The sequence below is a fragment of the Nocardia blacklockiae genome, assembly GCF_015477355.1.
Taxonomy (GTDB): domain Bacteria; phylum Actinomycetota; class Actinomycetes; order Mycobacteriales; family Mycobacteriaceae; genus Nocardia; species Nocardia blacklockiae.
Window position 1 is genome coordinate 83,998 of sequence record NZ_JADLRJ010000016.1, and the last position, 14,184, is coordinate 98,181.

General features: G+C 67.9%; 14 protein-coding genes. 9 read left to right on the forward strand and 5 right to left on the reverse strand.

Annotated elements, in window-relative coordinates; translation table 11 throughout:
* Positions 1-296: 296 nt before the first annotated feature.
* A complete protein-coding gene (dnaA, locus tag IU476_RS31845; protein WP_195106024.1) occupies positions 297-2,096 on the reverse strand; it encodes a chromosomal replication initiator protein DnaA in 1,800 nt (599 codons plus the stop codon).
* Positions 2,097-2,648: 552 nt separating this feature from the next.
* Here dnaA and rpmH point away from each other — a divergent pair.
* The 9 genes from rpmH (at position 2,649) to IU476_RS31890 (ending at position 10,223) form a co-directional block, all read left to right on the forward strand.
* Positions 2,649-2,792 (forward strand): 50S ribosomal protein L34, encoded by a 144-nt coding sequence (gene rpmH, locus IU476_RS31850; RefSeq protein WP_003936647.1) that lies wholly within the window; start codon positions 2,649-2,651, stop codon positions 2,790-2,792.
* Between the two features lie 85 nt (positions 2,793-2,877).
* The gene (gene rnpA, locus IU476_RS31855) at positions 2,878-3,291 is read left to right on the forward strand and encodes a ribonuclease P protein component (RefSeq protein WP_195106025.1); all 414 of its coding nucleotides are present in this window, start codon (positions 2,878-2,880) and stop codon (positions 3,289-3,291) included.
* Positions 3,288-3,698: a membrane protein insertion efficiency factor YidD gene (yidD, locus tag IU476_RS31860; RefSeq protein ID WP_195106026.1), complete on the forward strand. Its 411-nt coding sequence runs from the start codon at positions 3,288-3,290 to the stop codon at positions 3,696-3,698. The genes rnpA and yidD overlap by 4 nt, the downstream gene beginning before the upstream one ends.
* A 4-nt stretch (positions 3,699-3,702) precedes the next feature.
* On the forward strand, positions 3,703-4,821 hold the full coding sequence (gene yidC, locus IU476_RS31865) for a membrane protein insertase YidC (protein WP_195106027.1): 1,119 nt from the start codon (positions 3,703-3,705) through the stop codon (positions 4,819-4,821).
* Positions 4,822-4,902: 81 nt separating this feature from the next.
* Positions 4,903-5,502 (forward strand): Jag family protein, encoded by a 600-nt coding sequence (locus IU476_RS31870; RefSeq protein ID WP_228824634.1) that lies wholly within the window; start codon positions 4,903-4,905, stop codon positions 5,500-5,502.
* A gap of 95 nt (positions 5,503-5,597) precedes the next feature.
* Positions 5,598-6,341: a 16S rRNA (guanine(527)-N(7))-methyltransferase RsmG gene (gene rsmG / locus IU476_RS31875; RefSeq protein ID WP_195106028.1), complete on the forward strand. Its 744-nt coding sequence runs from the start codon at positions 5,598-5,600 to the stop codon at positions 6,339-6,341.
* A gap of 945 nt (positions 6,342-7,286) precedes the next feature.
* Entirely contained in the window at positions 7,287-8,249 is a 963-nt protein-coding gene (locus tag IU476_RS31880) for a ParA family protein (RefSeq protein WP_228824635.1), read from the forward strand.
* 4 nt (positions 8,250-8,253) lie between these two features.
* Positions 8,254-9,255: a ParB/RepB/Spo0J family partition protein gene (locus tag IU476_RS31885; protein ID WP_195106029.1), complete on the forward strand. Its 1,002-nt coding sequence runs from the start codon at positions 8,254-8,256 to the stop codon at positions 9,253-9,255.
* Between the two features lie 227 nt (positions 9,256-9,482).
* Entirely contained in the window at positions 9,483-10,223 is a 741-nt protein-coding gene (locus tag IU476_RS31890) for a GNAT family N-acetyltransferase (RefSeq protein ID WP_195106030.1), read from the forward strand.
* Between the two features lie 94 nt (positions 10,224-10,317).
* On the opposite strand, the gene IU476_RS31895 is transcribed toward IU476_RS31890, so the two are convergent.
* The 4 genes from IU476_RS31895 to IU476_RS31910 form a co-directional block, all read right to left on the reverse strand.
* Positions 10,318-11,517 carry an N-acetylmuramoyl-L-alanine amidase gene (locus tag IU476_RS31895; protein ID WP_195106031.1) on the reverse strand — a complete coding sequence of 400 codons (1,200 nt, stop codon included), beginning with the start codon at positions 11,515-11,517 and terminating at the stop codon, positions 10,318-10,320.
* A gap of 259 nt (positions 11,518-11,776) precedes the next feature.
* Positions 11,777-12,106, reverse strand: a complete 330-nt coding sequence (gene trxA, locus IU476_RS31900; protein ID WP_195106032.1) for a thioredoxin — start codon at positions 12,104-12,106, stop codon at positions 11,777-11,779.
* A gap of 34 nt (positions 12,107-12,140) precedes the next feature.
* Positions 12,141-13,127: a thioredoxin-disulfide reductase gene (gene trxB / locus IU476_RS31905; RefSeq protein ID WP_195106033.1), complete on the reverse strand. Its 987-nt coding sequence runs from the start codon at positions 13,125-13,127 to the stop codon at positions 12,141-12,143.
* Positions 13,128-13,238: 111 nt separating this feature from the next.
* Entirely contained in the window at positions 13,239-14,078 is an 840-nt protein-coding gene (locus IU476_RS31910; RefSeq protein ID WP_195106034.1) for an RsmA family anti-sigma factor, read from the reverse strand.
* Positions 14,079-14,184: the final 106 nt, after the last annotated feature.

Consider the following 14,184-nt stretch of genomic DNA (forward strand, 5'->3'; position numbering starts at 1 on the left):
CGCAGAGTGGTGGACAACTCGAGGATTCCTCGAGGACCTGACAAGGACTCCTCGAGGAATCCACAAGCGCAACTCGCGATCGCCGCAGGTGGGGGCCGGTGCATGGATTTGCCTGTGGGAACTGTGCACCGATGGGTGTGAGCGAAGATGTCAACACCCCTGTCGCCGAACTGTGGGTAAATCGGTGGAGAACCATGGGATTCCTCGAGGACTCCCCAGGGATTCCTCGAGGAATCCACAGCACGAAAAAGCCGATCCACCCAGGTGGCGCGGGTGGATCGGCTTGGGGAGGAAGGTCAGCGGGAACGCTGCTTGATGCGGGCTGTGAGTTCCTGAACCTGGTCGTACACGCGCCGCCGCTCGGTCATCTCCTTGCGCACCTTTTTCTCCGCGTACATGACCGTTGTGTGGTCGCGTCCGAACGCCTGGCCGATCTTCGGCAGCGACAGGTCGGTGAGTTCGCGGCACAGATACATCGCGATCTGCCGCGCCTGCGCCAGCGGCCGCGCCTTGCCGGGGCCCGTGAGCTCCTCGAGCGTCGTGTTGAAGTACTCCGCGGTCACGGCCATGATCGTGGACGCGGTGATCTCGATGGTGGTGGTGTCGGGCATCAGGTCGCGCAGCACCACCTCGGCCAGCGAGAGATCCAGGGGTTGCCCGTTGAGCGAGGCGAACGCCGTGACCCGGATGAGCGCGCCCTCGAGTTCGCGGATGTTGCGCTCCACCCGGCTGGCGATCAGTTCCAGCACGTCGTGCGGCACGTCGAGCCGATCCATCCGCGCCTTCTTGCGCAGGATGGCGATGCGCGTCTCCAGTTCCGGCGGCTGCACATCGGTGATCAGGCCCCACTCGAACCGGGTGCGCAGGCGCTCCTCCAGCGTCGCCAGTTGCTTGGGCGGCCGGTCGGAGGACACCACGATCTGCTTGTTGGCGTTGTGCAGCGTGTTGAAGGTGTGGAAGAACTCCTCCTGGATGCCTTCCTTACCCTCGATGAACTGGATGTCGTCGACCAGCAGGATGTCGGTCTCGCGGTAGCGGCGCTTGAACGCCACCTTGCGGTCGTCGCGCAGGCTGTTGATGAAGTCGTTGGTGAATTCCTCGGTCGACACGTACTTCACCCGCATGCCGGGGAACAGCCGCTGGGCGTAGTGACCGGCGGCGTGCAGCAGGTGCGTCTTCCCCAGTCCCGAAGCGCCCCAGACGAACAGCGGGTTGTACGCGCGCGCCGGCGCCTCGGCGATCGCGACCGCGGCCGCGTGCGCGAACCGGTTGGAGGCACCGATGACGAAGGTCTCGAAGGTGTACTTGGCGTTCAGGCTGGCGGCCGAGTTGGCCGGCGCGGTCGGCGTCGGCTCGGGCGTCTTGGTGAAGTAGGTGGGCCAGGAGTTGCGCACGTTGACCACCGGCTCGTCGTCGGCGGCCCGGTCGTCGACGGGCACCGGCCGGCGCGCGGGCACGGGCTCGGGCTCCGGGACGAACAGCGATTCCTGCGCCGTGTTCCGGGGACCGCCGCCGTGCGCGGCGGGTAGGTCCAGATCCCGGCGCGGCGGTGCGGGGTGTTCGGGTTCGGTGCTCTCCGGCAATTCCCCGGCCACCGCCGGTCCGGAGAACTGGGGCTGGGGATAGTCACTCCGGCCGGCGTAGTCACCTGGGGAGAGATAGCGCGGCGCGGGGTAATCCGCACCGGCCGTGTAGTCCGGTTGCGGTGGATAACCCACAGGCTCGCGGGGCGCCTCGCGGACCCGTTCGGGCCGGGACGTGAGCCGCGCGTGCCGGGGCGGACCGGCGGGACGATCCGCCGGCGGGTTGGCCGGCGCGGCGATCCGGACGCCGAGTCCCTCCACCTGCGGACCGAGCCGGCGGGCCAGTGAGCGCAGGATCGGCTCCCGCAGATCGCGTTCGATCGCCTCCTGCGCCAGCGAGGAAGGAACCGAGAGCAGAGCGAACCCCTGGGCCACCGTCAGCGGCTTGACCAGGCCCAACCATGCCTTCTGGGCGTTGGTCACGGGTGGGATGGCGCCGTCGGCGGAACCTGTGGTGAGCTCGGCGACCACCTCGGGCCAGACGGCGGTCAACGCGTTCTGCTCGTCGTCCACGTACGTTTCCTCCCCGGAATAGGTAGATAGGAGCAGACGGTCGGACACCACCCGCGGATCCCCCGGCAGCGCGAGTGCCAGCGTGGCCGTCGGCGATACGAATATGCCACTCCAGGGGTCTTTCCACACAATTATCCACAGATGTGGAGAACCACAGGGATGTGAGCCGCGCTGCCGTGTCCCCCCGGTCAGCGCCTGGACCAGCGCTTCTATAGCTACCTTCTGGCTATGTACCCTAGTGGGGGCCGAACGGGGTCGGCAAGGCCCGTTCACGGCCGTGTCGTTCGTCACCGGCGAGCGGGTGACGGCATCGACCGGTTGTCCCATCGGCCGAGGTCAACAGGGTGCTCGACGTCGCGGACCCCGGTTTGACCCGGCACCAGCCGGTCAGTACTCTCGTACAGTCACCCATTGACGCGGTGGCGGCTGCGCGCTGCCCGGGCCGCGATGGGTATTGCGCCGATGAGGACCTTGGTCGTTCATCGCGACAACAGTTTCACCGACAAAGCTTCGGGCGCCGCCGGGCGCCCACCTACTCGAGGAGTGTTGACCGTGGCCAAGGGCAAGCGGACGTTCCAGCCGAACAACCGTCGTCGTGCGCGGGTCCACGGCTTCCGCCTCCGGATGCGCACCCGTGCGGGTCGCGCGATCGTGTCGGCGCGCCGCCGCAAGGGCCGCTCCTCGCTCACGGCCTGACCCATCGGCACCGGCCTCGGCGCCATGTCGCGTTCGCCGTTCGGTTCGCCGTCCCTCGTCATCCGATACGCGCTCGGACACTCGGGTGTTGCCTGAGCCGTATCGGCTGCATCATCGTGCCGATTTCTCCCGGACGGTGCGGCGTGGCCGGCGAATCGGGAGACGCGACCTGGTCGTGCACGCGGTACTGCTGACTCCGGCGTCCGGTGACGCCGTGGGCGGATCGTCGGATCCGTCGGTTCGGTTCGGCGGTCCGCGTTTCGGATTGATCGTCAGCAAGGCGGTGGGCACCGCGGTGGTACGTCACCGCGTGGCCCGCCGCCTGCGTCATATCTGCGCCCGGTTGGCAGCCGAGTTACCGGCCGAGGCGGACATCGTGATCCGGGCGCAGCCGGGCGCCGCGCAGGCCTCGTCGGCCGAGCTGGACCGGCAGGTGCGCGCGGCCGTGCACAAGTTTCTCCCCGACGCCCGGTTGTCCGAGCCCGGCGGCTCGTCATGAGCCGTCGCACGGTCCTCACCCGGCTACCGGCCGATGCCCTGATCTTCGTCATCGAGCTCTACCGCACCTATGTCTCCCCCACCCGCATGCCGGTGTGCCGTTTCACCCCAACCTGTAGCGAGTACGCGGTGACCGCGCTGCGCACCCGGGGGCTGTTCGTCGGTCTCGGATTGGCAGCCGTGCGACTGGTCAAATGCGCGCCCTGGCACCCTGGTGGGTGGGACCCCGTTCCGGAGCCGAAACGGAAAGGGGCAGCCGCCGATCCGACGCCTCCCGCCTCGCTCGCCGACGAGTCGCACTCGTCGCCCGGCGAGGCCGGTCACGAGAATTCGGAGCCGGCCGCACAGCAGACTTGTAAAGGGTCGCCGCCCGCGGTGACCGGCGACACGACCGACGGGAGTGCATAGAGCCGTGCTCGATTTCATCTACTATCCGGTGTCCTGGATCTTGTGGTTCTGGCACCGCGTCTTCGGGTTCGCCCTGGGCAAGGACAACGGCCTCGCCTGGGCGCTGGCGGTGGTGTTCCTGGTGTTCACCCTGCGCTTGGTGCTCTACAAGCCGTTCGTCAAGCAGGTCCGGACGACCAAGCAGATGCAGGAGCTGCAGCCACAGATCAAGGAGCTGCAGAAGAAGTACAAGAACGATCGCCAGAAGATGGCGCTCGAGATGCAGAAGCTGCAGAAGGACCACGGCTTCAATCCCCTGATGGGCTGCCTGCCGGTGCTCGCGCAGGTGCCGGTGTTCATCGGTCTGTATCACGTGCTGCGGTCGTTCAACCGGACCGGTGGCGGCGTCGGCGGTTTCGGCGGCGGCATGAACATGTCGGCCTACGACAATGCGCACACGGCGAACTACGTCTTCAACGCCGACGACGTGCAGTCGTTCCTGCGGGCTCGTATCTTCGGGGCGCCCATCTCCGCCGCGATCACCACGCCCAAGGCGCAGCTGGAGGCGTTCGCCGATTACGGCGGCATTCCGCATATCGCCAACATGGTGTACGTCGCGGTGCCGCTGATGCTCATCGCCGGTCTGGCGACCCACTTCAACGCGCGCGCGTCGGTGGCGCGGCAGAGCGCCGAGGCGGCCGCCAACCCGCAGGCCGCGATCATGAACAAGCTGGCGCTGTGGGTGTTCCCGCTCGGCGTCATCGTCGGTGGCCCGTTCCTGCCGATCGCCATCCTGATCTACTGGGTCTCCAACAACATCTGGACCTACGGGCAGCAGCACCTCGTCTTCGGCCGCATGGAGAAGGAAGAGGAGCAGAAGAAGCAGCAGGCCAAGGAGCGCCAGGCCGCCAACGCGCCGAAGCCCGGCGCCAAGCCGAATCCGAAGAAGAAGCCGCAGCCGGCGGCCGCGACCGACGCGACGGTCGAGGAGGCCGAGACGGACGGCGAGACGCCGCCCGCGGCGCGCAACGGCTCCGCGCCGAAGACGGGCAAGGCGACCGCGTCCTCGGGTAAGCAAGGCGGACAAGGCAATCGCAAGCGATCCGGAAACCGCGGCCGTGCGAATCAGAAGCGACGCCGGTAGCCCCACGGTGTCGCCGATCCAGCTTCCCGGCGTGTGAACGCCGGACACGACGGATGATGCAAATTGAAGGAAACGACACAGATGACTGTTGAGACCGACGGAGGGGACGCCACAGTGGCCCTCAGCGCGAACGGCACGACGATTGCGGATGATGCGGCGAGCGACGCGGCGGCCGCCGAATCCGAGGCGGAGACGGTGACCGAGGATCCGGGCGACGCCGAGGAAGCGCTCATCGAAGAGGGCGAGATCGCCGGCGACTACCTCGAGCAGTTGCTGGACGTGCTCGACTTCGACGGGGATATCGACCTGGACGTCGAAGGCGACCGGGCCGTGGTGAGCATCGACGGCGGCCGGGACCTGTCGAAGTTGGTGGGCCGCCGCGGCGAGGTGCTGGACGCGCTGCAGGAGCTGACGCGGCTGGCCGTGCAGCAGGCGACCGGGGTGCGCAGCCGGCTGATGCTGGACGTCGCCGGGTGGCGGGCCAAGCGGCGCGAGGAGCTGAGTTCGCTCGGCACCGCCGCGGCGCAGCGCGTGCTGGGGTCGGGCAAGCCGGAGTCGCTGGCCGCCATGACGCCGTTCGAGCGCAAGATCGTCCACGATGCCGTCGCGGAGATCGACGGCGTCGTCAGCGAGAGCGAGGGCGTGGAGCCCAACCGGCACGTGGTGGTGCTGCCGTCCTAGTGGACGCCGAAGATCGGAGGGCCCTCGGTTCGTGGAACCGGGGGCCCTACCCTTGTGCGGGGTCGGTTTCTCGATCCGTCGCCGAATCCGGAAGGATGTTTCACGTGGAACGAGGAAACGGTGTGACCGAACCGGAGTACTCCCCTCCCCCGGGCGCGCCGGCCGAGCCGGAACCGCCCGCCGTGGCGGAGCGGGTGTTCGGGGAACGGCTGCCGCTGGCTCGCCGCTACTGCGCGGCGCTGGCGACCGCCGGAGTGGAGCGTGGACTGATCGGGCCGCGCGAGGTGCCGCGGCTGTGGGATCGGCACATCCTCAACTGCGCGGTGCTCGGCGAGTTGATCCCGACCGCCGCCGCCGTGGTGGACATCGGCAGCGGCGCGGGGCTGCCCGGAATCCCCTTGGCGATCGCGCGACCCGACCTTCGAATCACATTGGTGGAGCCACTGTTGCGCCGGACCATCTTCCTCGCCGAATTCATCGAGCAGGCCGGCCTCGAGGTGACGGTCGTGCGCGGCCGGGCGGAGCAGCCGGATGTGCGGAAGGTGGCCGGCGGCGCGGACGTGGTCACCTCGCGCGCGGTCGCCCCGCTCGCCAAACTCGCCAAATGGTCCCTGCCGCTGGTGCACGACCGCGGCCGGATGCTCGCGCTCAAGGGATCCAGCGCGGCCGAGGAACTGGAGCGCGATCGCGCCGACCTGTCCCGCGCGGGCGGCGGCAACGCGCAGGTGCTCGAGTGCGGCGCCGGCATCGTCTCCCCGCCGACGGTCGTGCTGAGCGTCGAGCGCCTCCCCCGCGCCGAGCGGCGTGCGGAACGCGGGAACGCCAAGCGGAAGCGCTAGCGCGAGAAGGGCGCTTGTTTCACATGAAACATGACGCCTCCGCTCGCCTACGGAAATCGGGCTCGCCGTCTCCGGTACTTGCTGCCGAGACGGCGAGCCCGTTGTTTCACATGAAACCGAGCGGCTGATCGAGTCCGACCGGGCGGCAACATCGGTCGGGTACCGATCCGACGATTCCTTCGGGATCTCCCTCTGCGTGCGGCGCTTCGCTCTCTTGCCCCGGCCTGTTGTTTCACATGAAACGTGCGCGGTTGAGCGGTTGGCGCAGTGCGGGATTCGCTCACGACCGAGACATGGTGGCGGTTGGGCTCGGTGGCTGGTTTCATGTGAAACCTTGCGGCGGATGCCAATAGGCCATGCGGTGTGTTCGCTTCTGCGGGACGTGGTGCGAGTGCCTAGGACCGAGGTTGCCGCGGATTGGGTGAGCCCGTCTGTGTGTCCCGTAGACGGCTCAACGGGTGTGCGCCGTCAGACTCTGCGAGCTGCCGACCGAGGCGGCTCGAACTTCGTGGATGGATCGCTGGTTTCATGTGAAACATCGGAGCGGCTCCGATCGCGCAGCGCTGCTTCCTGTTTCATGTGAAACATGCCGCCGTGCCGCTCCCCTGCCTTCGTGTGGGTGTCCGAGGAGCGTTCCGAGGGCTACGAAAGGCGTTCCGGGTGACAAACTTTGCGTGTCGCGGTGTGATCGCAGCGGTTCAGCTTCCGTATTGCGGCCGGTGCTGGCAAGCTAGGTGTCATCGAGCGTGAGTGCAGATTCGCGGTGTCCGACAGGCTCGTCAGCATGGGCACCGGTCTCGATTCCACTGCGCCGCGCTTCGCTTGCTCGAGCCGACGCGGCATCGATGCTGCTTGGGCACGTGTCTGAAGTTCTCGGGGTTAGGAGCCTGTATGTCGAACGGTCCGGCGAACGTTTCACGGGAAACAACGTCGCGGGTGCCCGGAATGCTGGACGGAAGCGGCTTCGATCTGGATGAGCTCGCCCGCAGTCCGTACGGGAGCATCTCGGCCGACACGCCCATAGCCGCCGAAGCCCAGCGTGCCAGTCAGGTGTTGCATCCTGGTTCGATGACCATCCCCAAGCCGCGTGAACAACGCATCATCACCATCGCGAACCAGAAGGGTGGTGTCGGCAAGACCACGACCGCGGTGAATCTCGCCGCGGCGCTTGCGCTACAGGGGATGACCGTCCTAGTCATCGATCTGGACCCGCAGGGCAATGCCAGCACCGCGATGGGCGTGGAGCACCACTCCGGCGTGCCCTCGAGCTACGAGCTGCTCATCGGCGAGGCCACCGTGCAGCAGGCGATCCAGCGCAGCCCGCACAACGAGCGGCTGCTGTGCATTCCGGCCACCATCGACCTGGCCGGCGCCGAAATCGAACTCGTCTCCATGGTGGCCCGCGAGGGCCGCCTCAAGGCCGCGATCCAGGAAGCGAACCTGGCCGGCTACGACATCGACTACGTGATGATCGACTGCCCGCCCTCGCTCGGCCTGCTCACCGTCAACGCGTTGGTGGCGGCCAAGGAGGTGCTGATTCCGATCCAGTGCGAGTACTACGCGCTGGAGGGCGTCGGTCAGCTGATTCGCAATATCGGTCTGGTGCAGGCACATCTGAATCCGGAGCTGCACGTGTCGACCGTCGTGCTCACCATGTACGACGGCCGCACCAAGCTCGCCGACCAGGTGGCCGAGGAGGTGCGCGGCCACTTCGGCGACGTGGTGCTCCGCTCGGTGATCCCTCGCAGCGTCAAGGTTTCCGAGGCGCCGGGATACGGCATGACGGTGCTGGATTACGATCCGGGTTCCCGTGGTGCGATGAGTTATCTGGATGCCGGGCGGGAGATGGCCGCTCGCAGCGCTGTGGTGGGCACAGCTGGTGGAGTGAACGAGGAAAGGGGCCGGTGAGCCGATGAGTCAGGCGAAGAAGGGTGGACTGGGGCGCGGGCTGGCCGCGCTGATTCCGACCGGGCCGACCGATGTCCAGGGGCTCGGGAGTGCCGCCGCCAATGCCGTCATCGGCCTGGACCCGATCGGTCCGCATCCGGCCTCGGCGTACCTGCACCGGGTGCCCGACCCCGCCGACGGCTCCGACGCGGGAGCGGTCTATCGCGAGATCCCGCCGGAGCAGATCGAGCCCAACCCCAAGCAGCCGCGCCAGGTGTTCGAAGAGGACGCGCTGGACGAATTGGTCCATTCGGTGCGCGAATTCGGCCTGATGCAGCCGATCGTGGTGCGCCAGCTGGCGTCCTCCCCCACCCCGCGCTATCAGATCGTCATGGGCGAGCGGCGGTGGCGGGCCTGCCAGGAAGCCAAGCTGGAATCCATTCCGGCCATCGTGCGCGAGACCACCGACGACGCGATGCTGCGCGACGCCCTGCTGGAGAACATCCACCGGGTGCAGCTCAATCCGCTCGAAGAGGCGGCCGCGTACCAGCAGTTGCTGGAGGAGTTCGACGTCACCCACGAGGAACTCGCCAACCGGATCGGCCGATCCCGACCCGTCGTCACCAATATGATCCGCCTGCTGAAGCTGCCGATTCCGGTGCAGCGGCGGGTAGCGGCCGGCGTCCTGTCGGCCGGGCATGCCCGTGCGTTACTCGGTCTGGAGTCCGGTGCTGAGGCGCAGGAGAAGCTCGCGGAACGCATTGTCGCCGAAGGGCTGTCGGTCCGGGCCACCGAGGAGGCGGTCACCCTCGCCAACCGGTACCCGGGGGAGGAGAAGGAGCGCCGCCCCGCGGACCGCAAGCCGGTGCAGATGCCCGGACTGGAGCGGCTCGCCGAGCGTCTTGCCGATTCCTTCGATACCCGCGTCACGGTGAGCATGGGCAAGAAGAAAGGCAAGATCGTCGTCGAATTCGGTGATCTCGCCGATCTGGAACGCATCGTGAAAATGATGGAGCAGCAGAGCTAGTACCACCGGAGTTCATGGCCGAAATCCGCGCGATAGCGGCCGTTACCGGACCCTGGCGGCAAAACGTCACTGTGACGGCGTCCTTTCGGGCGCCGCGCTGCCATCCTGATGACAGCACAGCTATCGGAAATGAGGCGGTTTGCGTTGATCGCTTATTCTTGCTGGCGAGTAGATATTGATGCGGCGTGAGTGTGGATGAATCGGAAAGCTGGAGGCTGAGTAGAGCGGTGTCGACCAGCGTTACCGCACTGACCCTCGGCGGACTCGACAAACTGCCCGCACATGCCCGCCGGTGTGTGTTCTGGGAGATCGACCCCGCCGTGGCGGCGGACTCTCGCGAATTCAGCGACCCGGTCTTCGAGAAGGAGGCCTGGTTGTCCACCGTCCTGCTCGAGTGGGGGTCGTGTGGTCAGATCGCGCTCGTCGACGGCCGGCCCGCCGGCTGTGCGCTGTACTCGCCGCCGAGTGCGGTGCCGCGGGCGGCGCTGTTCCCCACCTCGCCGGTGAGCCCGGACGCGGTCCTGCTGACCACGCTGCGTCCCGAAACCCCTTACCAGGACAGCGATATCGCGCACCGGCTGATCCAGGCGGTCGTCACCGATCTCATGCGGCGTGGCGTGCGGGCCATCGAGGCCTTCGGGATTCGCCAGGACCCGGCCGCGACCGCGTTGTCCACGCGGTCGGTGCGGTCCATGTTCCTGCTGGAGCGGATCGACACGCCCACGCAGGGTGTGCCGTCGGCGCCCCGGCACAAGGCCGACTCCGGGTGCTCCCCCGAGAGTTGCATGATCGACGCCGATTTCCTGGAGGACGTCGGCTTCACCGTGGTCGCCCCGCACCACCGATTCCCCCGGCTGCGCCTGGAACTCGACAGCGACCACTTCTGGAAGGAAGACGTGGAGCGGGCCCTGGATCAGTTGCTGGCGGCCGCGGCGGTGGAGACGAAGTCGCGGGTGGGGTGTCCTTAGGTGCCCTGTAGTCCCGGCGAAAAGCGTGCCGGGACTACAGGGAATGAGTGGTAAGGCCGAACTACTACAGGGATTGGGAGCAGCAAGCCCGGGGTTACATGCGGTCGGCGGCGGCGAGTTCTTCGGCGAGGAGTTCGGCGAAGGTGTAGGTGCCGGTGGGCTGGTCGTCCTGGCCGAGGAGGTACAGGCGCTTCACGGAGATGAGGATGGCCTCGGCGATCACGTCGCGCATGCGGGGGTTGGTCAGGACCGAGGCGTCGTATTCGTTGGTGAGGTAACCGATGTCGACCTGGACGGTGGGCATCTTGGTGAGGCGCAACAGGTCCCAGGTGCGGGAGTGCGTGCGGCAGTCCTGCAGCGAGGTGCGGGCCACGATCTCGCGCTGGATGAATCCGGCCAGCACCTGCCCGATCATCGACACCGACCCGTGCGAATTGCCGAAGTGGAAGCTGGCGATGCCGTTGGCCAGCGGGCTCGGGTTGTTCGCGCAGCGCAGCGAGATCATCAGGTCGGCGTCGAAAGTGTTGGAGGTCTCGGCACGTTCGGCGTCGGACGGGTTGGCGCCCCACGGCCGGGACAGGAAGGTCTCCATGCCGGTGGCGGCCATCCGGCCCTCCAGCCGACTGGCCAGGTCCCAGAGGATCTCCGACTCGTAGACGTCGCCGAATTCGGTGGGAACCGCGAAACCCTTGTCGGGACCGCCCATTCCGGGATCGATGACGATCCGCTTGCCCGTGAGCTGCGGGCCCGCCCGGTGCACGACCTCCTCCTCCGCGATCCGGTGCGGGTTGCCGCCGGTCACGCGGGCGCCCAGCAGATCCAGCGAGCGCAGCGTGTCGGGACCGCAGATGCCGTCCGCGGACAGGCCGATCTCGCGCTGGAACGCGGTGAGACCGTCGTGGGTGTGCGGGCCGAAATAGCCGTCGACGCGATGCACGTAGAAACCCAGATCCTGCAGGCGCCGTTGCAGAGTGGCGACATCGTCGCCGTACAGCGGCGCGGACAGCTGATAGATCAGCGTGCGCGCGCCGAGGCGGTAGGAGGCTTCCTTGAGCGCCCGGTAGGTGGCGGGGCCGACGACGCCGTCCACCAGCAGGCCGCGGTGTTGCTGGAAGGCGCGGACCGCGGAATCCAGGTCGTGATCGAAGACGGCGTCGGAATCCTTCCAGTACTCACCGTTTCCGTCGGACCGGTCGGTTCCGTGCGGACGGATGTGAAGAAATCCGAGACTTGCCAGGGTGCTCCGAACCTCAGCGACGGCTGGTCCACTATCGCCGTGACGAAGTCGGTGCATGCGTGAGAGCCCTTTCCTTCCGCCAATCCGGGTACCCACTCATGCGACGGCTCACACCCTCGCACGACCGGAGCGTCGCTCGATTGTCTCAGACCCGGACCGAATTTCAGCAATCCTCCGAGTGCAGAGATCCTAACCCCCGGCATTGGTACCGGGGCCCGGAGACGGCCAGCGCCGAAATACTACAGCGCGTTGCCTCGGTGCGAAGGCGGCGGCCGCAAAATCCACGACCGCCGACCCTCGACATGAAGTGATGATGTCAGATGACGCCCTCGAGTTCGCGCAGCAGCGCGGCCTTGCCCTTGGCGCCGACGATCCGTTTGGTCTCCTGGCCGCCGGTGAACAGGATCAGCGTGGGCAACGACAGGATGCCGTAGTCCTTCGCGGTCTCCGGGTTCGCGTCGGCGTCCACCTTCGCGATGGTCAGCTTGTCGCCGTGCGAGGCGGCGATCTCCTCGAGCACCGGCGCGACCATCTTGCAGGGACCGCACCACGCCGCCCAGAAATCGACGAGGACCGGCTTGTCGCTGCCCAGCACGTCCTGTGCGAACGTGGCGTCGGTGACGGTCTTGGTGGCGGTGTCGGACATGGGGAAACTCCTCGAACTCTTGCGACGAGACTGATCAGTTGGCGGAGACTTCGACCGGCTGGCCGGCGTGGTCCAAGGTGTTGGACGTGATGTCGCCCTTCTCGGCGAGCCAGCGCTCGGCGTCGATGGCCGAGCGGCAGCCGGTGCCGGCGGCGGTGATGGCCTGGCGGTAGGTGTGGTCGACCAGGTCGCCGGCGGCGAAGACACCCTCGACGGAGGTGGCCGTGGTCGGATCCTGCACCAGCACGTAGCCCTCGTCGTCCAGGTCGACCTGGCCGCGCACCAGCTCGCTGCGCGGGTCGTGGCCGATGGCGACGAACAGGCCGGTCGCGGCCAGCTCGGAGGTCTCGCCGGTCACCGTGTCGCGCAGGGTCAGGCCGGTCACGCTGGTCTCGCCGTGCACCCGCAGCACCTCGGCGTTGGTGCGGAAGCGGATCTTCTCGTTGTTCTTGGCGCGGTCCAGCATGATGCGCGAGGCGCGGAACTCCTCGCGACGGTGCACGATGGTGACGCTGCTGGCGAACTTGGTGAGGAAGGTCGCCTCCTCCATGGCCGAGTCGCCGCCACCGACGACCACGATGTCCTGGCCCTTGAAGAAGAAGCCGTCACAGGTGGCGCAGGCGCTCACGCCGCGGCCGAGCAGCTCCTGCTCCCCCGGCACGTTGAGGTAGCGGGCCGCCGAGCCCATGGCGAGGATGATCGCGTAGGCCTGGTAGGTCTCGCCGCCGACGGTGACGGACTTGATCGGGCCGGACAGGTCGATCGCGTCGACGTCCTCGGTGCGGATGTCGGCGCCGAAGCGCTTGGCCTGCTCGCGCATCTCCTCCATCAGGTCCGGGCCCATGATGCCCTCGCGGAAGCCCGGGAAGTTCTCGACCTCGGTGGTCGTCATCAGGGCGCCGCCGAACTGGGTGCCCTCGAACAGCAGCGGCTCGAGTTCGGCCCGGGCCGCGTAGACCGCGGCGGTGTAACCGGCGGGGCCGGAGCCGACGATGATCAGATCGCGAACAGGGGTGTTCATGAGACCCTTCCGAGGGAGTGTGTGGCTTGCCAATCAACAACAGGGTAAGCGCTGTTGTTCCCCGCCCCGGCACGCTGCCCCGGACCTCACCTACCGGGCGCGGGCGGCGGTTCAGCCGATGTCGCGCTGGTCGAGGACCTGCGCATCGCCTGGGCCGCAACCGCTTCCGACCACCAGGGCGGTGATCTTCGGCGGCTGCGGGCCGGTGAGGATGATCACCACCGCGGGCCCGCCGCGGAAGGTGACGTTCATCGAGCCCAGCACCGTGCGGTCGTAACCGGCGGCGGCGATGCAGCCCGTCATGGCGGCGGGGGCGGCCAGCGGGCCGGTGACGTCGTTGCGGCCGATGGCGCTCAGCAGCGTCGCGGTGGGCAGGTCCTCGTCGAGCTGGACCGCGGAATCCTTGGCGGGCAAGGCCTTCGGCGCGCTGCCGGGGCCGCGGACGGCATCGATCGCGATCAGGGTGCCCGCCAGCACGGCGATGGCCGCGGCGGCGGCGGTGAGCCAGCGCAGGCGGCGCGATCGGCGAGCCTCGAGGTGGACCGGCTCGGCCTGACCCTCCGGGAGGTCCGGCGCGGCGAGCGCGGGCATGGGGCGGGTGGACGGAGTGTCGGCCGGGACCTCGCGGAACGGCAGGCGGTGCACGGTGGCCACGTGGTCGGCCGAGGCGGGCTCGCCCGGGTGGTCGCCGCGGGCGAGGTCGTCGAGCAGCCGGTCCAGCCGGGCGCCGACCTCCGGGGGCATCTCGTGGATGATGCGGGCGTCGTCGCGGCCGAGGGCCTGGAGTTCGGCGGTGACATCGTCGAGGGAGCGTAGGAAACGCAGGGACTCCGGGTCCTCGCGCACCTGTGGCCACAACTGCGCGGACAACTCCGGGGCGACATTGTCGGCGTGGAGGTCGGCCAGCAGGTCGGTCGAGAACGGCGGCCGCGGCACCGAGCGGGCAGCCATGGCGCCTCCTGTTCCTTCCTCGCCCTTGTCGTCCATCGCCTCTCCGGGTCGGGCCAGCCAAGGCCGTGGTAAGGGTGTATTCGTCCGTCTCTAGTAATGACGCATG

What these genes read in the sequence shown, in the direction of transcription:
- yidD (WP_195106026.1), top strand. Translation starts at nt 3,288, where the DNA reads ATGAGCCGTCGCACGGTCCTCACCCGGCTACCGGCCGATGCCCTGATC.
- IU476_RS31870 (WP_228824634.1), top strand. Translation starts at nt 4,903, where the DNA reads ATGACTGTTGAGACCGACGGAGGGGACGCCACAGTGGCCCTCAGCGCG.
- rsmG (WP_195106028.1), top strand. Translation starts at nt 5,598, where the DNA reads ATGTTTCACGTGGAACGAGGAAACGGTGTGACCGAACCGGAGTACTCC.
- IU476_RS31880 (WP_228824635.1), top strand. Translation starts at nt 7,287, where the DNA reads ATGCTGGACGGAAGCGGCTTCGATCTGGATGAGCTCGCCCGCAGTCCG.
- IU476_RS31885 (WP_195106029.1), top strand. Translation starts at nt 8,254, where the DNA reads ATGAGTCAGGCGAAGAAGGGTGGACTGGGGCGCGGGCTGGCCGCGCTG.
- IU476_RS31895 (WP_195106031.1), bottom strand. Translation starts at nt 11,517, where the DNA reads ATGCACCGACTTCGTCACGGCGATAGTGGACCAGCCGTCGCTGAGGTT.
- trxA (WP_195106032.1), bottom strand. Translation starts at nt 12,106, where the DNA reads ATGTCCGACACCGCCACCAAGACCGTCACCGACGCCACGTTCGCACAG.
- trxB (WP_195106033.1), bottom strand. Translation starts at nt 13,127, where the DNA reads ATGAACACCCCTGTTCGCGATCTGATCATCGTCGGCTCCGGCCCCGCC.
- IU476_RS31910 (WP_195106034.1), bottom strand. Translation starts at nt 14,078, where the DNA reads ATGGCTGCCCGCTCGGTGCCGCGGCCGCCGTTCTCGACCGACCTGCTG.